This window comes from Spirosoma sp. KCTC 42546 (genome assembly GCF_006965485.1).
Classification (GTDB): Bacteria; Bacteroidota; Bacteroidia; order Cytophagales; family Spirosomataceae; genus Spirosoma.
The window spans coordinates 7402348-7423790 of record NZ_CP041360.1 but is presented as its reverse complement, the minus strand read 5'-3'; the positions used below and the strand labels follow the sequence as shown (position 1 = coordinate 7423790).

Here is a 21443-nt window from a genome sequence, read left to right as displayed (position 1 = left end):
CGGCCGTTGCTGGTCGCGCTACAATCAGCACGCAACAGCTGCCACCGATTGGCCCAGAAGTACCTTCTCCAGGTGGGCTATATAACGTGCTTTATCCCGGCTCACATTTATATTTTTCTCGACGTCGTGAAAGTGAATACTTTCCAGCGGTTGCATACCCGTAAAGGCGTTCATCCGGTGAAAGCCAAACATGACCCCTTCGTCCACGCTTTTTTGACCAAAAAACTCGCCCGGCAGTGTAAAGGCTTCCTCGGGTGCATTCCAACTCGTTGTCAGCATATACTGTCGGCCCTGTAGCGACCCACCCGTGCCGTAGTTAATAGCAGGATTCTTCCGGGAACGGCCATCACTCGTGTAAATGCCTTGCTGATGGCCAGCCGTAAACACTACATCAATATATTCTTTTAGGCGATGTGGTACCTGAAACCACCAAACGGGTGTATGGTAAATCACAATATCCGCCCAGATGTATTTTTTTACTTCTTCTGCTGGATCGTAGTCATCATTGATATTGGTGACTTTCACGTCGAAATCAGGGTGTTGTTGTAAAAAATCAACTGTCCAGCCCGTCAGTGTTTCATTAAAGGCACCGCCCGAATGAGCGAATTTTTGACCGCCGTTAATAACAAATATAGTCTTCATGGATGTGTTCGTCTTTTTGTTGATGCAAAATTAGATTGCCACACTTCATTATAAAAATAAGTTAACTAGTAGATTTGTATCATAAAAATGATAGATGATGATTGTTAATCTGGAATGGTTTCGAACGTTTAAAGCCATTTACGAAACTGGCTCTCTGACAGCTGCCGCCCAGGCGCTGTATATCTCTCAACCGGGCGTGAGCCTGCACCTCAATTCACTGGAAGCGCACACGGGCTATAAACTCTTTGACCGGGCAGCCCGAAAAATGGTACCTACGGAGCGGGGTAAGGTGATGTATAATTTTATTCTGGAGCCTATCAGTAAGCTGGAAGCAGCCGAACAACAGTTTCACAAAAGCTCAAAAACGGATAAGGCCACCATCAGTATCGGTATGTGTTTTGAAACGTTTCAGTTTACGTTGGAGCCGCACATAGCCACGCTGCCGTTTAATGTCATTATTAAGTTTGGAGAGTACATGCAGATGCAGCAGGATCTTGATAAAGGTCTGCTGGATTTGATCATTACGCCCCAGAAAGGCGCACAGACGAATCTGAATTACCAGCCATTTTCCAAAGAGCGAATTGTGCTGATTGCCGGAGCCAAATCGAATACGGAAGAACTGGCCGCTTTACTTGAAGCCGGAAAAATAAATGAGGCCGAAAGCTGGCTAAAAGAGCAACTGTGGTATAGTACGGCTGCCGACATGGATAATCTAAAAAAATTCTGGAACCTGAATTTTAACCGACATCCCGATTTTAAACCCAACTATATTGTGCCGAATATCTGCTCTATTGTACGTTGTTTGAGCGATGGGAAAGGCTTTTCCATCATCCCGGACTTTTTATGTCGCGATGAGCTGGATAAGGGTAAAGTAAAGCTGGTTTGGGAGGGCAAGAAGGTGATTGAAAATACGCTCTATTTCGGCACTCGAAAGAAAACGATGTACGTTGACGAGATTGGCCGGATTCAGCAAATTTTTGAAAAACAGAACTAAACGCCTTTACTATGCCGATCAGGGATTTTTTGTGAAACGGTTTGAGTGGCGTCGGTTATCAGTAACCGACGCCACTCAAACCGTTTCACGAAAAATCCCTACTACACTGCCAACAACTCTGGTGCAAGTGTCTGAAGGCGTTCATGGGCCTGAGCCAGGCCCGCTGAAAACGCGTTTTCGGCAACAGATCTGTCAAACAGACTCGGGGTTAATTGACGGTAATACGCGATACCCTCGTCTAAGTTCCGGCCGAAATTTCGCAAATAGGTTTGGCGTTTTGAATCGGTGGGGTCAGCGTCTGCCAACTGCTCTTCCAGGTAATTCAGGTATTGCGTTAGTTCGTTCAGGAACATGTGCGGGCGATCCGGATCATCGAGCAGGTTGGTACGCCCGTAGATATGGTCAGTCATTTCCTTCAGTGACGCAACTTTGGAAAAATAGGCGATGTTCGGGCCGGGGCAGATGGTTACAGCGTGCAGTTTTTTGAGAAACGGAACCCCGTACACATGCGAAACCGCGTTACTCAGACCCACGCATAAGCACTCCTTTTCCTCTAGTTCTGATACCTGTTTGTTATACTCAGGTGCGGGTAGATTCAACGAGTTGAGTTGTTCCAGTTTGAGTTTCTGATACTGTTGAGAAGCTGTACAGATGGGCTCTTTTGTGAATTCGGTGTTGGTGACCAGGTGTTTTTCGGTGCAGGGGCTACCGGGCCGCCCCCGGTTAATCCGGTTTAGTTTTTCCACTTCTGCACTGGTCCCTTTCAGGTAATAAAAACGTACGCCAAGCGGAGAGGCTTTGCTCAGAACAACGTCTTTCTGCCGCGCTTTCTGAAGTTTTTCCAGGGTATCATCATCCACCGTAGTTGCTTCCGGAACCAACAGAAAGGGGGTCCCCCAGCCTGTACTTTCAGCTCCATAATACTGGTGCAGAAACTGGTCTTCCTGATGCGTACCAATACCGCCCTGAACAGTCAATTTAATCGGGTGTGGTTCGGTAAAAACAGGCTTTCCTTTTTGTTGTAACGCGTTGACATAAAGGCTGAAAAGCGCATCCACTAACTCCGTTTTTTTCTGCTTGAATTCTTCCAGGATCGGTCCCATCAGATACCCATCGGTGGCAAAAGCGTGCCCCCCGCAATTAAGCCCCGACTCAACCCGGAATTCACTGACCCAAACTCCTTTTTTTGCCAGATATTTTCCCTGAATCAGCGCCGATCGATAATCACTTACTTTGATGACCACCTTCTTGTCAAATTCGCCGAGACCTTTGGCGTCGAACTCAGGGCAGTTTTCCAGATAGTTGAACAGCCTCGGATTAAGACCCGCCGAGAAAATAATGGATGAATTTGATAGAGTACTATTGGCATAGCCCTGTAAGGCGGTTAGGGCATCAGATCCATTTTCGCGCACCAGTCCGTTTCGGTCGAGGTTGTTTTTATCGACCTTCGTCATGATGTTGACGTCAATGCTTCCGGGTTGAATCTGACTTCGTAGCATCTGTTCCAGACGAGCCTTTTCCGAGACATCGTTGGATTGGATCATATTCTGGTATAAACTTTTCAGCGTACTGCTATCAGGGAGCATATCAACGTATTTAACAAGCTCAGAACCAGCTTCAAACGCGGCATTTTTCAGGGCTTCCACCTGCGCCTGAACCGTTCGATTCATCAGGTTGAGGTAGTCTGTTATCCGGCGGGCACGATAGTCTTTTTCGTTGGCTGTTATTGGTACATAGGGTTCATTGGCCTGTTGGTAATAGTAGTTGCGCATGGATTCAATAAGCCGGTCTTCCACAATGGAAAGAACCGAGTTGATGCCGAAACGGGCTACTTTGAACGGAGAATCAATGGTATAGGCCAAACCCATGACCGGGATATGAAAACTGTGAATGGGGGTACTCATAGCGAATTAGATGATGAATGGATGAGGTATAGTTCTCCAAATTCACGGATAAAGCTACTGGACTCTTTTGGGTGGGTTATTGACAACGATAAGGTAGCCAGCTGATTTTTATCAATCGCAGTTTTTGCCATTGTATATTTACTCCAAAAACCGATGCCTCTTTCTGCTGAATTATGACCTTCTTTTATAGCAAAGCCCTGCACATTATTTTTGTCGTAACCTGGTTTGCAGGCTTGTTTTATATGCCGAGGCTGTTCATCTACGCCACCGAAGCCGAGCCATTGCCTGAACCGGGACGTAGTGTTCTCCAGCAACAACTCCTGCTAATGCAGCGTCGACTCTGGTTCGGTATTACGTGGCCGTCGGCAGTAATAACCTTGATACTAGGCCTGAATACCTGGTATAACTACGGATCAACGCCCGACTGGCTCATCTACAAACTGGTGCTGGTGGCGGGCCTGTATGTTTATCACGGCTTGTGTCATGGTATTTTCCGGCAACAGCAGCGGGGCGAGTTTCGCTATACGTCCAACCAGCTTCGTATCTGGAATGAAGTAGCCACCTTATTTCTGTTTGCTATTGTTTTTCTGGTGGTCCTTAAGGATGCCCTGAACATGCTCTGGGGTATGCTGGGCCTGTTGGTTCTATTAGTTGTTTTGCTGGTTGCGATACGGACGTACCGGCGTTTGCGCAAAGGGTGAACTGGGGTGTTGATCCCATGAACGTGTGGTTACCTAGTAAGGAATACCTATAGGTTTTCCCAACCCGATCTCTCCATTGTAGCATCAGATATAGCAGCTAATCCGGCAAACGCGTTGGGAGGAAGATCGTATTTATAGTATTGATATAACTAAATCTGGTTTTTAGGAAAAAACCTGTATCTGCGCTTATTTTGGCACGTTATTCGCGGCCCTTCCGCACCTGATTATACGGGCCGTTTTTAATATAAAACGGGTAGCTATACCAGTTCCGTTTAAAAATAAATCTACTAATTCTGAAGGCTAAGTGTATCTGTCTTACTTGTCCATAAATACATTTTTGAAGCAGTTTTTGTATACTAATGGATTTACATGCTAATTCAGCGGTACGTGAACTGATTTTTCGATAAGTTATTGACTATTAGTTGATTGTTGTTTTTCGTCGCACGAAGCGTGACTATGTAACTATATAAAACGTCTACTGGTGTATATAGAATGGCACATGTTACTATGACTTATATTTGTATATAAGATGTAACTATCTATAGGATATTTTTTGTGTTTTCCAGGAAAATGGCACCCTGTTTGTCTAGCTCAGTACTTACTGATACAGCTCAACCGGGAACCCTATGGAAAATGATGTTTACGTTAAAAAGTCTGGACTGAGTATTTGTTCCATCTATAGAAATACAGCCCGTTTCTTCTCAATTGTTGGCTTACTGCTCGTTTTCATTGCCTTGTCCCAGTCAGCTTATGGACAACTATCGGGTACCGTTTATCGGGATTTCAACGAGGATGGGGTTCGCAGTTTTACAGTTGCCACACCCCTGGATGGTGAGATTGGGGTAGGTGGTATAACAGTCAATGTATATAACAACACTGGGCTGGTAGGTAGCACCATTACGAGCTCTGCCACGGCCACGGCTGGGTTTTACACAATTACCCCATCGGGAGCAGGCCCATATCGGGTCGAGTTTAGTAATCTGCCAGCGGGTTATTATGATGGATTGCATGGAACAGCAAGCGGCACCTCAACCCAGTTTGTTGCCAGCTCCGTTGCTACCGAAATTAATCTGGGTATTAATTATCCCTTTGATTATTGTCAGGCTGTCCCGGTTTTCTTTGTTCCCTGCTACGTGAACGGTAACCCATTGGGTAGCGGCAGCTCGGGTGATGAGGGGGTGTTTGTTACATTGCCCTACAATGCTACCAGTGCTCAGGAAGTTTCGAATACGGGTGGTAATACGCCGTCAGAAACAGCCATTAGCCTTAATCGCCAATTAGGAACTGTGTATGGGGTAGCCTATCAACGGGCCACAAAATATACGTACACATCTGCTTTCGTAAAACGGCATTCCGGACTGGCTGATGGTGGGGCAGGGGGTATTTATATCACAAAGCCTTCGGGGGGGGCTACGTTTACAACCAGCCTGTTCACCACGTTACCGACCGCCGTTACGGCAATAGCTACCACCAGTGTGTCGGGTACGGTTGCCACAACAGTTTCCAGTACAGTGGGCTCTAATACAGATCGGGGGTTGCCTGCTGTGCTAACGGAGGGTAATCGGGACGCAACTACATTCGATCTGGTTGGAAAAGCGGGTTTAGGAGACCTGGAAATTTCTGAAGATGGGACGCAATTGTACGTTGTCAATCTGGGTGATCGCCGATTATATCAAATTCCAATCATTGACCCAACCAGCGATACGCCAACGGCGGGTACAGCTATCAGTTTTACAATTCCATCGCCAAGTCAGCAACCAGGCAGCGTTTTTCGGCCATTTGGGCTTAAATATTACCGAGGCCGTGTCTATGTGGGTGGCGTAACTTCCAACGAAGGCGTAGCCGGAACGGTGAATTTTGGCATAGGAGGAACTATTGGGGAGTTGCCCAGCAGTACCAGCCTGGTTACTCGGGATACAACGGGTATGAAAGCCGTTGTCTATGAATTCAATCCGAATGATGCAAGTTTTACATCGGTGCTCTCGTTCCCGTTAACTTACCAAAAAGGGGCTACGAACAATGATAAAACCGGTGCCGACCGGGCTGAGTTCTGGCTGCCCTGGGTTGACGCTCAACCTGCCCGGTTTGCCCGGAATGATCTGCCTTACTGTAGTTATCCACAGCCTATGTTGACAGGTATCGAGTTTGATGTGGATGGGTCAATGATCCTGAGTATCCGGGACCGTTTCGGCGATCAATATGGGAATAATAACCTTGGGCCCGATCCCAATAGCACTGCTGATCCTATTCAGAAATACCGGGCTATTGCCCCTGGGGATATTCTGCGAGCTGGTAGATGTACGGCGGGGGTCAATGAATGGACGCTTGAGTACAACGCCAGCGTTTGCAATGGCCTGGTAACAAGTGGTGCCAATACAACGCAGGGACCCGGTAATGGAGAGTATTATTACAGCGATCATATAGAAGCTGGTGCATCTGGCGGAGCTTTTCAATTAGAAATGAGCGAGGGTGGGTTAGCCTTGCTACCCGGAAGTGGCGAAGTGGCATCTATTGTACTTGATCCCACGTATAACGTGGATTCCGGTGGTATCCGGCGATTCAAAAACTCAGATGGCTCGAGTGGACCAGCTACCAGTGTACAAATTTACCGGAGCGATGATGTGTCCACCTATGGTAAAGCCAATGGGCTGGGCGATCTTGAACTGGGCTGTGATTTGCCACCTATTCAAATCGGGAACCGGGTTTGGCGAGATACGAATAACAACGGGATTCAGGACCCCGATGAGCCTGGTTTCGCGGATGTGCAGGTTGCCTTGCTGGGCCCCGGCTCAACAACGATTGCTACCGTAACAACGAATGCCGATGGTGACTATTATTTTTCAACGGCAGTGGGTACAAATGTGTTGGGGTCCGTTTACAACTTAACCCTGACGCCAGGTGGCAGTTATACACTCAGTTTTCCCGTTAGTGTCAGTGCGTTTACCATTAACACAGTACCTGCTTCCGGCACAGTAACGAATGCCATCGACTCCGATCCGGATGCAACGGGTAGTATTGCGTTTACACTAGGACAGGCCGGTCAAAACAACTTTACGTACGATGCGGGCTATGTGTGTGCGCCCCTGGCCCTGTCATTGACATCAGCCGAAATTTGCGTTGGTCAAACGGTTAACCTGACGGCTACTGCCGGTTTTAGCAGCTATACCTTTTCGAGCGAACTTACCCAGCTAGGAACTACCAATGTTGCCAGTGGAAGCGCTACCGGTACGTACTCGGTGACGGCGGTCAACTCGGCGGGTTGTTCAGGTACCGCTACCGGGACAATTACGGTGAATCCAAACCCAGTTATTACACTTACTTCAGTAACTATTTGCGCAGGAGAAACGGCTACATTGACCGCTACGGCAGGGCTGGCTTCCTATAGTTTCTCAACGGGTCTCACACAACTGGCTGGTACGAATATAGCGAGTACGACAGAAGCGGGTACGTATTCGGTGACGGCTGCTACAGCGGGGGGCTGTTCGGCCATCGCTACGGGCAGTGTTACGGTCAATCCTATACCTGTTGTTGAGCTTTCCTCGATGACGATCTGCGCGGGCCAGACGGCAATACTAACCGCTACGGCAGGTTTTGCAGACTATAATTTCTCACCTGGCCTAACCCGTATTGGCACAACCAATGAGGCCATCGGTACAACCACCGGTACGTACTCGGTAACGGCCATAAATTCAGTCGGTTGCTCGTCTACGGCCACAGGTAGTATCACCGCCAATCCACTACCCGTGGTTGCGCTTACATCGGCAACGATTTGTGAAGGACAGACAGCAAGCCTGACTGCTACGGCCGGTTATGATATCTATCTCTTCTCGACGGGTCTGACCCAGTTGGGGAACTCGAATGTGGCCATTGGTACAACCGATGGGATTTATTCGGTAACGGCGATCAGTGCTGAGGGGTGTGTAGGTACTGGTACGGGCAGTATCACGATTAATGCGAACCCGGTAGTGAGCCTGAGTTCTGATACAATCTGCGCTGGTCAACAGGCGGTGCTGGTGGCTACGGGAGGCTATACCACGTATCAGTTTTCATCAGGCCTGACTCAGGTAGGTCCATTTAATGTAGCCACGGGCACCGCGGAAGGTACGTACTCCGTCACAGCCATCAGTAGCGATGGTTGTTCGGGTACGGCTACCGGTACGATCACGGTAAATCCATTACCTGTGGCTGCCATTACAGGGAGTAGTGCAACGATTTGTGAGGGGCAAAGTGCGACGTTAACCGCCAGTGGGGGCGACACCTACCTCTGGTCAACTGGTGAGCAAACGGCTTCGATTGTTGTAACAACCAGCGATGTATATTCAGTAACTGTAAGCACGGAGGTTGGTTGCTCAGCGGTAGCCAGTACAATGGTTACTGTCAATCCCTTACCGGTGCTAACGGTGAATTCTGAAACGGTCTGTTCCGGACAATCAGCCACATTGACCGTGGCTGGTTGTGAAGATGGAACAATTCTTTGGTCAACAACCGAAACGACAGCTACCATACTTGTATCGCCTTCTTTAACAACTGTTTATACGGCTATCTGTGCGTTTACTACGGGCTGTTCGTCAACAATATCGACAACCGTAACGGTCAATGAAGTTCCATCGTACACGGCACTTCCGCAGGCAGTGACGGCTACCTGCGTAGGCCTCGCAGCCAATAACGATGCGCATATTGACCTGACCACCTTACAAAATACCGAACTCGCCGACATTGTTGCAGGGAATACCTACGGAAGTGGGCCTGCTTACGGCGACCCAACAAACCTGGCCATTACCGCTGGTGCCGTTAGTTTTACGAATCTGCCAAACCCTGCAATGAGCCAGCCTTACACCATTCGGTTGTACAGTCCGGGAGGAGCTTGCTATACAGATGTGACGGTTATCCTGGAACCTGCTACCTGTACGTGTCCGGCTCCCAAATGTATACCCCTGGTCATTCAGAAGTCGAGGACGGCTAGCCGGTAAGTTTCAGAGAACGGGATGAACGAAAAATCCCAACCGTGAGGAAGGAGTTTTCGTTGTTAAAACTGCTGGAACGAACGAAGTTATTTGCCGTGCCCACCGTAGCGAAGTTGGCCTGGGGTAGTTCCAGGGTTATGGTCAGATCAGACCTGGTAACGGATACAGGCGGGTGTTACCGAGCGGTTGTACTACCTCCTGGTTTTCATAGTTCACTAAGTTAGATCATGCTTAACCTAATGTTCAATCAACTATGGCAGGTCCACTTCTTTTTTATCATTACAATCCTTACGATTGGCTTTTACGTTTGGTTAGCCGAAAAGTATTGGTTTACTATTCCCTTGCTGGGCGTATCGATGGCCCTGATCTGCTTTCTGGTTTCTTACATTTTAATCTTGGTAAACGATTAATGCATTGTTTAGTGCCCCGTCTGTCTAGGCTATCTATCAATAGGAGCGTGGCTGTTGCAGAAGTCGAAAATGGCACGGACTCGTTAATTGGCCAAATCCCTGTTATGGACGGCCCTTAATCGGTTCTATTTTATCGACAGCCAACCCGTTTTAGATTTTTGTGACACCCCAGCACGTAGACAACAGAAATTAATCGCGCCAGCCAATGGGCTTGTTGGGCGTACGACCATCACTCGGTACACAGACCGCCGTTGGGTACTCGACCGACCCATAGCCACCCTGGTGGTTGGGTTGCGAAGGCGGGCGACCATACAAGGCCTCAAATAAGCCCGGCGCACGACCCGTCGCGTCGCTCCGGTCAATCCAGTCCAGAGCCACCGCCACCGCTGAGGCCGTAAAGTAGCCAATCACGCTTTCCTGTCCATTGGCGACGTTGCGTATGTTACCCACCAACACCGTTGGGGGAGGGACGGCCACGCCCCCCGTATTCTGGGACTGGTCCTCAACGGCTCGGTAGTACTGATAGGCCCCCTTGGTGAGCGAGGATTGGCGAAGCTGCACTAAGCAGGCTTTCTGTTGGTAAAATGGAATCTGGGCTACCGTGCGGCCCAGGATCAGCCCGCCGTTACTGTACACATCGTCGAACACATTGGTGGTATAATTACGTAAGATTTCCCAGCATTGGGTGCGGCAGTTGTAATCGATGACAAAGTAACCGCCATAATTGGGGTCTCCAAAGCAGTCTTCGTAGAGGGTTGGGGGGGTAGTATAGGGGTTGTAAATCATATATAAGGTATTCACACACGTATGACACCAGTCCTGTTTCTCCCACAACAGCCAATCCCAGCGGTAATAGTTGTGTTGGTTGGCAGGGTCCTGAAAATCAATTGTTAGCTCATGCGCCCCCCGGTATTGATTAATGGTACCATCGGCAAGGATAGCGGGTAAACTAGTGGGATTGAATTTTGTATGGACGCGGTCAATGGAGGGGACCGGAGCCATCACTTCGGTCGTTGACCGATAATGAGTCCCATCTTTGAGTGTAAAACGTAGCTGGTAGGCGTGGCCGGGTTGGGCTCGAAAGCCTGCTGGTGAGCGGTAGGCCCCGGCTGTGTCGGTCTCAGTGAAGACCAGCACCTGGGACGAATCAACCACGACCTCTACGGTAGCGCCTGTGATGGGTAAGCTGCCAAAACGGCCAGTTAGCGAGTCGGATTTGGCGCGGTTGATGTGAATTTTTTGATCCTCATTGAGGTTGGTTAGTGTCCCATCGACCACTAGCACGTTAACTCGTTGAGTTAAGGGGATCTCCAGCAAATCGACGCAGGCAACGGGTAAGATAAGCGTCGTCAAGCCAACGAGTAGAAATAGACTAGCAGCACGCATAAACAAGAGGGTGTAGACTCGTAAAACGCAGGAAGTTGATCGTTCTACTTTATCAAGTCAACTACCCGGCTTTGACTCCGGACCGCCGACCGTCCGCGGCTGCGGTGCGCTTGGAAAACGCTAAACCCGGTTAAATAGGCCTGCATTGTCCGTGTTCATTGTAGCCCAATTTGTAGCCAATACTATCTGTTCAACGAGTCAACGAGCTAGTTGGCGGCCCTGTCGAGTTGTTCAACAGACACCGTTATTCATTTTATGGTGTCATTATAACCCCAAATTGCTTCGGCCACTACAGCCGCTGATCCCGGCAGGGTACCGCTCCGGCGTACCGGCCGTTGCAGGGAACCACGCTTAGCGGTGCAACTCCAAGTCAATCCCGATCAGTGGTCTACCTGGTAGCGAGTCTTGTAGATACAAAAAATGCCAACAACCCTACACCACGAATGGTTAGTAGTATTATAGGCATTCGAAATCAAAACGAGTTGGCCTGCGGCTCTTATAAATCCCGACGCACCAAGATGACGATTGAAAAGTTACTAACCTGGATCACACCGCTGACGCTGGGGGCATTACTGGGTCTGTACGAGATTCTGCATGGCCTATTTTATGTGCTGTACGGAACACCCGACCAAAAGCGAGACTATCCGCTCGAGATTGTGCTTGGGCTGCCCATCATGGCCATATGTTTGGGGGGACACTGGGTCATTCGACGGATCACGCATTCGAATACGCGCAACATCTGGATTATTGAATCGATCCTGGTGGGGCTTTTCCTATACGGCTTTTATCGATCGTAAAAGTAAATACGACCACGGCTACTGAAGAAAAAACAGAAACCGGTGTTACCCTAACCTAGTTTGTCAATAACCGTATATCGTCCGAAGGGTGTACAGGTTGATTAAACGCCTACCGCAAAACAGGATCATGAATTCGTCTTGGAAGCGAGCGCTGGTAGGATCTTGAATCAACAGCTCCTGGATGCAGGGGGTATATAAAGGGTCCTGCAAAGCGGGGCTTACCTAGTAACCTGAACTTACTTACTCAAGAACTTAGTGAATAGTCAATAAATCTCAGTCTTTATTCTAACCGGCCTAATGGCCAAGCCCCAATTATTATGAAGTTATACGTCGTTGAAGCTGCCGAAACCCTTGAATTGCTCGAAACTCAGGTTGTTGATCGGTTGTCAAGTGGCTACCAGCTAGCCGGTGGTGTCGCCTTTAATCCAGTGGATGCTGTTTATATACAGGCCTTATACTTGCCCAAACTTGAAAAGCAAGTCGATGAACTGTTAAGAGAAGAGAACATATATAGTGAACGAGGCTTGCTGGATGTTTAGCTCTTCAGATTATTCCGGTTGGCTTTCAGGCAATCCCCAGAAGAGCGTTTTTGTGCGAAAAGTAACCCGTGGTTACCAATAGTAGTAGCGCTATCAATAGGTAGTCAGCGAATGATTAGTCGTCTTTAGGCTTTTACCAGCCGCTACTGAAAGTAGGTACTACTAGTTCACCGATTACTGGAAGAAGAGGCAAACTGGTAAGTAATCAGAAAAAACAGCACTTGTCCAATCACTGAAAGCCACTGATGCCAAAATAGTGGACGCATTCTAGAGGCCTTTGGCGATACAGGTATAGCGGCCTATCTTCACGGCAGTTAATTTGTTTTTAATCCTTGTTATCTACTCATTATGAAAAACACGATCAAGCTAACGGCAGCCTGTTTACTTCTTGTTGGTGCGCTGCTTTTGTCCAGTCAAGCTCAGGCTCAGTTACAAGCTAACCTGAATGGTAACTTTCTGGCCCCAACCGAATCCGGCTCTTCATTCTCTGACGGCCTTTGGGGGGGTGGTGTTACGCTCCGCTATTTTGTTAACCCTAAGTTGGCCGTTGGATTAAACGGTCGGTATTTTACGAAAAGTAATTCAGCAAGTTTCGTTTTGGATCCTGGAATTGGGGCTAATGGATCGGTCAAGGCCTCTGTGAATCTACTAATGGTAACTGGTCAGGCAGAGTATTTTTTCTCCCAGTCAGCTTTGCGGCCCTATGTGGGGGTAGAAGCCGGGTTGTATAGAGCCGCTGCCAGCGTTGAGATTACCAGCGGGGCTCAGACTTTAAAATCAGCAGATAACGATAGTAAGTTTGGCGTAGCTCCGAAGGTGGGATTACAGTATGCTATTTCACCTGCCTTTGGCGTAAATGCGGATGCTGGGTATCATATCGTTTTTGCTGAAGGTGATACGGGGAAGATGCTTTTACTAGGGGCAGGCGTCTACTTTGTAGTTGGCCAGCGATAGGAAGACGTTAAAAAGGATAATGCAAAAATAGCCAGCACTTCTACTGGCTATTTTTGTATCTGTGAAATGGCTGAATGATTCTATCGTCTCACTTGGAAGCGTTCTATAAGAACCCCGGTCCTGACGAATTGGTTTTCCAGCAGTGAACTGCTTTCTTAAACACGGTCTAGATCATAGGCTCCGCAGCAAGCAACGTTGAGCTATTACCAGCGTCCTTGTCTGGTACCTACTTTAATAGCTGTTATGAGATTGATCTACTTGCTGGTATCGTTTTTTCTGACTCGTTCAACACTCGCCCAACCCATCCCCATTCGCCAACAGATTGACGCCTTGTTCAACCCGGCTTTGCCCAAGCCCCAAGTATTGCTGATTGGAACGTTTCATTTTGCCGGTGAACAGGTCGATGCCAACACTACTCCGGCCAATCTGCGGGTGGATATACTAAGTCCAACCCGGCAGACCCAACTGGAGGAAGTCCTCAACCAGATTGCCCGATTCAAACCCACCAAAATTGCCATTGAGGCATCGCCAAACTCAAAGAACTACATCGACTCTGTTTATAGCGCCTACCGGGCGGGAAGATTTCAGGGAGACAAGCGGGTCAGGGTTGATGATGAACTCTATCAAATCGGTTTCAAACTCGCTAACCGTCTAGGTCATACCGAGCTTTTTCCTATTGACGCACAGTCGTTTCGTATTCGCTTCAGCCCGGCGGATTCCTTGACGATGTTTACCAAGTACGAACACCAATCCGATGCCTCCTTTGCCTATTGGGACAAGCAGTACACCACCTATTCGAAACTGCAAGATTCCTTAAAATATAACTCATCGGTAATCGACTATTTGCGCTTTTTGAACGCAGATGAAACCCAGTCGCGTAGCATCGGTCGGTGGCTAGTTACCACTAAGAAGGGAACCAACCGAGAACCGATTGGAGCCGATGGCTTCATCTCCCGGTACTATAATCGAAACCTTCGTATTTACGCTAACATACAGCGGCTGGTCACTAGCTCATCGGACCGTATCCTGGTGCTTTATGGAAACACTCACCTGTATATTCTAAAACATTTGCTGAAAGCTAGTCCTGAATTTGACCTTGCAGACACGTTAAACTATTTGAATTAAGTAATCCAATTCAGCTGATGGCTTTCGTCAAGCCAAGACAACCCGGAGCTTACCCATTCAACACGCAATGTATCCTGGTAAAGATAAATTTTATTAATTCGTTTTACTTCAATCAATTCTAGGTGAAACGGGTCAGCTCGCCACTGATCGTTATAGCTCACCATTTTGAGGCTTTTAACTATTTTGTAGATTATACAACAGTTTTGAAAATACAATGAGGATAGAATCTCTTCCTAGGCTTTTGGAAATTTATTGCCAGCAAGAGACTGTAAGGACTATTGAATACGATGCAGACGGATACTTAACCGTTTATAATCGAGAAGATCAAAATATAGCTAGGTTTAAAACGGTGGCCTCGGTAGCTTACACATTCCAGAGTAATTCCTGAATCTCGGCATAGTGCTGCGTAAATTTATCTATACCTGTTTTCAGGTATCAAGCCGATAGCCAATATACAGTACAGCTGGAAGAATGACTGACCCCAATGTAGCTTTTGCTGCTCAACGGGCTCCGACGAACACAAAAAGTGCAAGGGGACTTTATTATACACCATCTAATTCAGGCGATTGACAATCCATTTCGGGCTATTCACAACTTTTTTTTAATCGTAAGGCCACAAGCAAATACCTTTAGAAGAGGCTTAACTTTTTTGTTGTATACTATAAAATCACCTCGATAAACCCCGCATTATATGGTTTCTATTCTACGCATATTCATATGTATGTTAGTTTTTCCGCTACTATATACTGGAACCTCTCAGGCCCAGCAACTGACAATTTCCTCCGTCACACCCAATCCGGTCTGTGCCGCATCATCCATTACCGTCTCTTACAGCTATACCACTGGTGACGCGGGTACCCTATACTTGTTTCTCAATGGGCCCAATACGAGTGATATGCTTATTGGTGCCACTTCGGTTAATGGAGGCAATGGAAGCATGCAGGGCACGATTCCGGCTAATCGAACCACCGGCACCTACACCGTCAGACTGATCCGGCAATCGGCTACCACAGGAGTAGTAGTCAATAGTCTCAATAGCAATGGGTTTACGGTTAATGCCCGGCCTTCAGCACCGGGTGTGTCGAATGTTGCTTACTGCCAGGGAGCTACGGGCATCCAATCCCTAACCGCTAACGGCCAGAACCTGACCTGGTATCCGAATGTGTCGGGTGGGGGAGGGACAACCGTTGCGCCTACGCCACCCACTTCATCAACAGGTACCACCGACTACTACCTGAGTCAGACGGTGAATGACTGTGAAGGTCCCAGAGCTAATTTGCAGGTCACCATAAACCCACCACCAGTCAAGCCCACTGTGGTTGCTTCTCTGTCCTATTGCCAGGGTGTTACTGCACCTTCCCTGGCCAGCGCGGTCAACTCTGGTAGTAACCTGAAATGGTACAACTCCGCGCTTAGTGGCACTGGTTCTACGGTAGCGCCTACGCCCTCGACTTCTGATGTGGGTTCGATTATGTACTATGTGAGCCAGACCAATTTCTCTAACCAGACCGATGGGAGTGGTTGTGAGAGTGAGCGGGCGGCTATTACGGTGACCACTAAAGCTGCGCCTGCTGCCCCATCGGTGACCAGCCCGGTTATATATTGTCAGGATGCAGTGGCTGGTCCGCTATCGGCTACTGCCGTGGCTGGTGGCACTTTGAACTGGTACGGCACATCAAATAATGCCTTGGGTAGTACGACTCCCACTCCGCCCACAACATCCCCAGGCACTACCTATTATTCAGTCAGTCAAACTTTCGGCGGTTGCGAAGGCACGAAGGCAACTATTCCGGTAACGATCAACACCCGACCAGTTGTCCCGGCAACAACGCCCATTAGTGTTTGTCAGAATACGACACCGGTTTCTCTGTCAACGGGGGTTACGTCAGGAACGAACCTGAAATGGTATACGGCTTCCAGTGGGAATATAGGTGAAACGGTAGCGCCGACGGTATCCACTACAGCCGTGGGGTCAGCTACTTTCTACGTTAGCCAGACTAGTAGTGATGGCTGTGAGAGCGACCGATCCGCTCTAGGCCTTACGGTAAATCCATTACCCCTGGCCAGTATCCTACCCACTAGTGGCACAGTAACTTGCGCCAGTACCTCGCTCACGCTGACGGCCTCAGGTGGCAATGGATACACCTTTAGTGGCCCAGGTGTACTAAGTCAACAGAATGGTCTGGCCGTCGTTAATGCCGGTGGCCTCTATTCGGTAACGGTCACCAATACAACAACGGGTTGCTCCAGCGTAACGACCACCACAGTGTACAGTGATACGGCTGTCCCCAATGTAGCGATCATTCCCAGCTCTACCGTCCTGACCAGCGCGAATCCATCGGTGAACCTCACGGCCCAGGGAACGGGGAATTTTCTATGGTCAACCGGATCCACCTTCCCTGTTATCTCCGTAAGCACGAGTGGCATCTACTCGGTCAGCCTGACTGGCTCCAATGGGTGTACGGCCAGTACCAGTGTGACAGTTACCGGATCTGACTTGACCATTAACCTGGACTTGCCCCAGGCTAACTTCGCCAGCTCGGGCAGTGTAGGCAACTTCGTGGTGAATATCTTCGAAGTGGCGGGCCAGCCCACCTCTTCGGGCAAGGTAACGATCACGATTACGGCCCCCGTTGGTTACACCCTTGCCTTTACTCCCAGTCTGACCAGTACCAATGTGTCGGGTGGGGAGCGTAACCCGGTGGTTGTCAATAACGGGCAATGGGCAGTGAGTGGTACGGTGTCAGAACGGCAGTTGACCTTGACGATGAACTCGGGAATGTTTATTGGCGGGGGTGGCGAATCGAGTATCGGTTTCAGCCTCACTCGGACCAGTGCCAATTCGGGCAGTACGGCCAGCATCACGGTGAATGTGAAGGATGATCTGACGGCAGGCTATGATAGTAACTTGTCGAACAATGTTTACGCCCGCGTCATTAGTGGATTGTAGATGCAGGGAATTGGGTCGGACTGAAGTACTGTTCTAGTTGGTTATGATTTAGGCTCTTCTTGAGCTGGTTCCCTGCCGTTCGAACCTTGGTTAAGTTAGTCCAATACTAATGAACAATTGGTATGGCTTGGTGTCGAAGAATGGGTATATAAAAGGTCTAATGCGCAATGAGCTAACTCTCGGTTGACTTAGTAGGAGATTGACTATACGACCAACGCTGACCTCATCGAAGCCAGCGTTGGTCGTATAGTCAATCTCTTAAAACGTTCGGTATGAAGCCAGTCGTTCCACCTGGCGATCGAGCCAGCGTTGAAGTCTGCACCAATGGTTGCTACCGCGGCACACCGAAAGGCGTGGTACATCGCTTTGGGACGTGTTTCAGTAAAACTCGATGGGAAGGGAGAGGTGAAGAATGTATCGCCTTTCGCAGTGCTACATTCCGACGGACCTATAAGACCGATAAAGCAACAGTACTACTTAACGTGCTATACCGCCCAAAGAATGGATATATGGAAGCCCATCTAAAAACCCCGACTAGATCCTAGTCGGGGTTTTTGTCTCTTTCCACACCATAAAAATATTGGTACTAACAAGGTAGTGCTAATTCGGAAAATTCCTAAATCATACTATCCTATGGTCTTATAACTAAACCGTTCAGACCTTCCCTAAACCACCTTTTAAAGATTCAGCTTTGTAGCAAAACCGAATGTATAAACTAGGAATGACTCGGGAAAAACGAACGTTTTCACCCGAGTGATTCGGCAATACTATTTGTACCCTTTTTCCAGTCAAAAAACTCCGGAAAAACCCCTATCTTTAGACTTAGTCCGAATCGGCTAGTTTTCACCCGAAAATTCACCCCTTATGCCTACAACCTACTCGTATCTGCGGGTCAGTACCGAAGAGCAGGATCTGGATAAAGACCGTTTGCTCGTGCTGGAGTATGCCAATAAACTCGGGATCGGTCCCGTCGAATTTCAGCAGGAGAAAATTTCCGGAAAAGTTAACTGGCGATCCCGCAAGGTGGCCCAGATTCTAGACTTGCTTCAGGAGGGCGATATTCTCATCGAGCCGGAAATGTACCGCCTGGGCCGCTCAACCTCCGAGATCCACCAGATGGCTGATGTGATCCGCCACAAGAAAGCTGTACTGCATTTAATCCGGGAAAACATTGTTCTGGACGGCTCGCCCGTTTCGGATCTTATATTTTCGGTACTTGCCGCCACGGGCCAGTTTGAATTACGGCTAACCTCCGAACGCACCAAAGCGGGCCAGCGTAAGGCCGTTGCCAGTGGCAAACGGATTGGCCGCCCTGAAGGCCCCGGTAAATCCAAGCTGGATGAGAAAGCGGTCGAGATTCGGGCCCTGCTGGCTAATGGGTCGACCAAGAAGTTTATTGCCAGGCGCTACGGCTGCTCAGAAAGTACGCTGCATGAATGGATTAAGAAGAAACTAGACATATTGTAAACTACAAACTACTACCCATAAATTGACAGTCTGTTTAATTGTATAAGGGGTATTGCAAATTATAAAGTTGGATTATCTAATCAGCAATGTATGTGTAACTAAATTATGATTTAATAATAATTGATTTGATGATTATTAGTTGTGTAAATCCGCCCATTTGTAACATAAGCGCCCATTATATGTGAAATTAAGCCAAAAGCCACAGTTACTGCCTACATGTTACTTCAACTATACATCCAGTTACTCTACTCATTATAATGTGGTCCTTCTATTATAACCTTGCCTATGCTATTGGTTAGACGATTCGACCCGCTATTTATCACCTAAAGTTTGGTCAAACCCATTGCAAAGTTCCACCACTCAGTTGGTACACTTAAATCAAAATTTATATTTTACTATACAGAAAACATTCTAAAAGGCTATAATTAAATTGGTTCAGTTAAAGAGGAAATGTTTATATTATCTTTTGATTGACGATACCGTACTTCAGTAGAATTCTTGATAACTAGCAAACCAGAGAAAGTATTTATAATTTCGTTTAAATGGGCGATAAAAACATTCTTACTATAATTATACATTAATCCCCTTGCACCCTCATAACCGCAATTAAAAGCACTTAATAATTGCCCAAATCTCGCTGCTTCAAAAATTTCAGAAGGGGTTATATTAAGCAAGTTTTTAATATTCAATGACCTTAGATACATGATTATACCTGCAGTGCACCAATCACCAGCACCAGCAGCATCAACTAATGTCTCGATATTGTAACCAGGTACATGTGACCAAATCTTATCACCTTTAAGCCTGAACTGAAGTCCCTTATCTCCTAAAGTTTGTATTTCGAGTGGCGCAACGCAATAAGGGTAATGCACATCATAATCACTTATCCTATCATTAGAAAACTTAACAATATCCGAAAATTCCAAACATTTATTAAACTCATTAAAATCTTTAAAATTAGATGGTTCGAAGAAAACTAGAGAACCTTGTCTTTTATATTCTAATGCAAGATCGATTGATGAACGACTTATTCTATCAAAGAAGTATACATCACAAGATTCTATAGAAGCAACAATAGTAGAGACAGATTTAGCAAGAACAGGCTTGAAAGAAGGAAGATATTCACCATTTTCTGGGTTTCTAAACTCAAACCTATGCTTTAACTTTCCCTTTTTATTTTTAATTATTCTTTGAATAATTATTGGAGTGCTACCATCCGAAGTTACAGAGATTGCATCGGTCTTGATATTCCATTTGAGAAAGTCCTCAATTAGAATTTGAGTGGCAACATTATTTGACAATCTTGCTACAGGATAAGAAGACCATCCAAAATATGATAAGATACATAGTACATTACCACATGACCCTCCAGCAAAAAACTGGGCAGATGTTGCTGGATCATTACTGATAACAACGTCAAGGGCAACGAGTCCAGAACCTACACAAATAGGCTGAACAGTATTGTCAAATGGTAGTTTCCGCATAAGGTTCGCCGGCTAACCAAATTTCAACAAGATTATTATTAGACAATATTGCGTCTAAGCTATTCTTTACTTCCAAATCAAGTTCTTGATTCAAAGATTCAACATGCTTAATTCCTATATTTTTACCCTCAGCTTTGGATTCAAAGACTGCTAAAAATGCACCAACAGTAAATAGTTTGCTTGAAAATGCAGACACTATTATTTTACAACCACCTAAAAGGCGCAAAGATACCTCAAATCTTTCAATTGCGTTCTTTAAAAAGCGATAAACTTGAAAGGGATTTTCTTCATGGGCGTATATAACATTTTTTGGGTCAAAACTCAAATCATTAACTAAGAATCGTTGATGTTCAATCATTAACTTATCAGCTCTTTTTAGATCTTGGGAAGGAAAAGGTAATATAGGACACACCTCTGCGGGATCAAGATCTTTTCTTACCTTCTCATATTGTTTAGTTTGACCCTCACCCAGCAACGCAAACCAGACCTCTTTATCATCTCGTCTTTTAGCAGTATCAGCAATAGCTAATCCATGAATAAAGATAGCATCTTCAGCTTCTCCTTGGTCATGAATATTTGAATCTAATTGTGAATTTTCAGTAACAATTACGTGTAAATTTATCAAATTATCAATATGAGCAGATTTATTCCAATCATTCACTAAAACTAATAGCTTATTAAGCAATGGTAGAAAAATCCCTCTGGGTATTGCGCTAATATCTAAAACAACATCAGAAAAACCTTTGATGTCTTCAATCGTTAAAAGTTTAGTAGCATTGATAGATGCTATACTTTTACCCTCATCTGATCTTAAAATAATTGGCTTTTCTGTAAGAGTTAAACCAACTGGTTCTAAAAAAGTAGAAATATCTTTTAAATGTTTATCAATAAGGGGATGATTAGACGATTCAATTTCGTCAGTTCTACGGAAATACCTAAGTCCGAAAACAGATTTTAGAGCATTACTATTAGAGGAAAATATCGACTTTATGCCAACAGTTGTTCTGGGATCAAATCCTATACCCATAACAAAGAGAACTTCACGAGATTTGTCACTCAAGTATTTTTCCCAGAATTCACTAAAGGCGAGCCCAGATCTTAAAAAATAGTTTTCCCATTTCATAAT

The 21443-nt window shown here is 46.7% G+C and carries 14 protein-coding genes; 9 read left to right on the top strand and 5 right to left on the bottom strand.

Annotated elements, in window-relative coordinates:
• Positions 1 to 24 precede the first annotated feature (24 nt).
• Positions 25 to 642, bottom strand: a complete 618-nt coding sequence (locus EXU85_RS30260; protein WP_142775656.1) for an NAD(P)H-dependent oxidoreductase — start codon at positions 640 to 642, stop codon at positions 25 to 27.
• 94 nt (positions 643 to 736) lie between these two features.
• On the opposite strand from EXU85_RS30260, the gene EXU85_RS30255 reads away from it, so the two are divergent.
• On the top strand, positions 737 to 1636 hold the full coding sequence (locus tag EXU85_RS30255; RefSeq protein WP_246859309.1) for a LysR family transcriptional regulator: 900 nt from the start codon (positions 737 to 739) through the stop codon (positions 1634 to 1636).
• A gap of 101 nt (positions 1637 to 1737) precedes the next feature.
• Here EXU85_RS30255 and EXU85_RS30250 read toward each other — a convergent pair whose 3' ends face one another.
• Positions 1738 to 3540 (bottom strand): hypothetical protein, encoded by a 1803-nt coding sequence (locus EXU85_RS30250; RefSeq protein WP_142775655.1) that lies wholly within the window; start codon positions 3538 to 3540, stop codon positions 1738 to 1740.
• A 173-nt stretch (positions 3541 to 3713) separates the two neighbouring features.
• On the opposite strand from EXU85_RS30250, the gene EXU85_RS30245 reads away from it, so the two are divergent.
• Both EXU85_RS30245 and EXU85_RS30240 read left to right on the top strand, forming a co-directional pair.
• Entirely contained in the window at positions 3714 to 4241 is a 528-nt protein-coding gene (locus tag EXU85_RS30245; protein ID WP_142775654.1) for a CopD family protein, read from the top strand.
• A gap of 626 nt (positions 4242 to 4867) precedes the next feature.
• Positions 4868 to 9211, top strand: coding sequence for an SdrD B-like domain-containing protein (locus EXU85_RS30240; protein ID WP_142775653.1), 4344 nt, complete (start codon positions 4868 to 4870; stop codon positions 9209 to 9211).
• Positions 9212 to 9804: 593 nt separating this feature from the next.
• Here EXU85_RS30240 and EXU85_RS30230 read toward each other — a convergent pair.
• Positions 9805 to 11001, bottom strand: a complete 1197-nt coding sequence (locus tag EXU85_RS30230) for a DUF4249 domain-containing protein (RefSeq protein WP_142775651.1) — start codon at positions 10999 to 11001, stop codon at positions 9805 to 9807.
• A 443-nt stretch (positions 11002 to 11444) separates the two neighbouring features.
• Between EXU85_RS30230 and EXU85_RS30225 the strand changes: the two genes are divergently transcribed.
• The 6 genes from EXU85_RS30225 to EXU85_RS30200 all read left to right on the top strand — a co-directional run bounded on the left by EXU85_RS30225 (position 11445) and on the right by EXU85_RS30200 (position 18833).
• Positions 11445 to 11798 carry a hypothetical protein gene (locus EXU85_RS30225; protein ID WP_246859308.1) on the top strand — a complete coding sequence of 118 codons (354 nt, stop codon included), beginning with the start codon at positions 11445 to 11447 and terminating at the stop codon, positions 11796 to 11798.
• Between the two features lie 317 nt (positions 11799 to 12115).
• Positions 12116 to 12337, top strand: coding sequence for a hypothetical protein (locus EXU85_RS30220; protein ID WP_142775650.1), 222 nt, complete (start codon positions 12116 to 12118; stop codon positions 12335 to 12337).
• A 348-nt stretch (positions 12338 to 12685) separates the two neighbouring features.
• Positions 12686 to 13291 carry an OmpW family outer membrane protein gene (locus tag EXU85_RS30215; RefSeq protein ID WP_142775649.1) on the top strand — a complete coding sequence of 202 codons (606 nt, stop codon included), beginning with the start codon at positions 12686 to 12688 and terminating at the stop codon, positions 13289 to 13291.
• A 243-nt stretch (positions 13292 to 13534) separates the two neighbouring features.
• The gene (locus EXU85_RS30210) at positions 13535 to 14416 is read left to right on the top strand and encodes a DUF5694 domain-containing protein (RefSeq protein WP_142775648.1); all 882 of its coding nucleotides are present in this window, start codon (positions 13535 to 13537) and stop codon (positions 14414 to 14416) included.
• A 721-nt stretch (positions 14417 to 15137) separates the two neighbouring features.
• Positions 15138 to 17366, top strand: coding sequence for a hypothetical protein (locus EXU85_RS30205; protein ID WP_142775647.1), 2229 nt, complete (start codon positions 15138 to 15140; stop codon positions 17364 to 17366).
• Between the two features lie 864 nt (positions 17367 to 18230).
• The gene (locus EXU85_RS30200) at positions 18231 to 18833 is read left to right on the top strand and encodes a recombinase family protein (RefSeq protein ID WP_142776883.1); all 603 of its coding nucleotides are present in this window, start codon (positions 18231 to 18233) and stop codon (positions 18831 to 18833) included.
• Between the two features lie 425 nt (positions 18834 to 19258).
• Here the strand turns inward: EXU85_RS30200 and EXU85_RS30195 are convergent, their stop codons facing one another.
• Entirely contained in the window at positions 19259 to 20317 is a 1059-nt protein-coding gene (locus tag EXU85_RS30195) for a PfkB family carbohydrate kinase (protein WP_142775646.1), read from the bottom strand.
• The gene (locus EXU85_RS30190; RefSeq protein WP_142775645.1) at positions 20298 to 21440 is read right to left on the bottom strand and encodes a hypothetical protein; all 1143 of its coding nucleotides are present in this window, start codon (positions 21438 to 21440) and stop codon (positions 20298 to 20300) included. The genes EXU85_RS30195 and EXU85_RS30190 overlap by 20 nt, the downstream gene beginning before the upstream one ends.
• Positions 21441 to 21443: the final 3 nt, after the last annotated feature.

Excerpts from the sequence above, each read along its gene's own strand:
- EXU85_RS30230 (WP_142775651.1), bottom strand. The coding sequence starts at position 11,001 with ATGCGTGCTGCTAGTCTATTTCTACTCGTTGGCTTGACGACGCTTATC.
- EXU85_RS30260 (WP_142775656.1), bottom strand. The coding sequence starts at position 642 with ATGAAGACTATATTTGTTATTAACGGCGGTCAAAAATTCGCTCATTCG.
- EXU85_RS30245 (WP_142775654.1), top strand. The coding sequence starts at position 3,714 with ATGACCTTCTTTTATAGCAAAGCCCTGCACATTATTTTTGTCGTAACC.
- EXU85_RS30255 (WP_246859309.1), top strand. The coding sequence starts at position 737 with ATGATGATTGTTAATCTGGAATGGTTTCGAACGTTTAAAGCCATTTAC.
- EXU85_RS30215 (WP_142775649.1), top strand. The coding sequence starts at position 12,686 with ATGAAAAACACGATCAAGCTAACGGCAGCCTGTTTACTTCTTGTTGGT.
- EXU85_RS30225 (WP_246859308.1), top strand. The coding sequence starts at position 11,445 with ATGGTTAGTAGTATTATAGGCATTCGAAATCAAAACGAGTTGGCCTGC.
- EXU85_RS30220 (WP_142775650.1), top strand. The coding sequence starts at position 12,116 with ATGAAGTTATACGTCGTTGAAGCTGCCGAAACCCTTGAATTGCTCGAA.
- EXU85_RS30210 (WP_142775648.1), top strand. The coding sequence starts at position 13,535 with ATGAGATTGATCTACTTGCTGGTATCGTTTTTTCTGACTCGTTCAACA.
- EXU85_RS30190 (WP_142775645.1), bottom strand. The coding sequence starts at position 21,440 with ATGAAATGGGAAAACTATTTTTTAAGATCTGGGCTCGCCTTTAGTGAA.
- EXU85_RS30240 (WP_142775653.1), top strand. The coding sequence starts at position 4,868 with ATGGAAAATGATGTTTACGTTAAAAAGTCTGGACTGAGTATTTGTTCC.
- EXU85_RS30200 (WP_142776883.1), top strand. The coding sequence starts at position 18,231 with ATGCCTACAACCTACTCGTATCTGCGGGTCAGTACCGAAGAGCAGGAT.
- EXU85_RS30250 (WP_142775655.1), bottom strand. The coding sequence starts at position 3,540 with ATGAGTACCCCCATTCACAGTTTTCATATCCCGGTCATGGGTTTGGCC.
- EXU85_RS30195 (WP_142775646.1), bottom strand. The coding sequence starts at position 20,317 with ATGCGGAAACTACCATTTGACAATACTGTTCAGCCTATTTGTGTAGGT.
- EXU85_RS30205 (WP_142775647.1), top strand. The coding sequence starts at position 15,138 with ATGTTAGTTTTTCCGCTACTATATACTGGAACCTCTCAGGCCCAGCAA.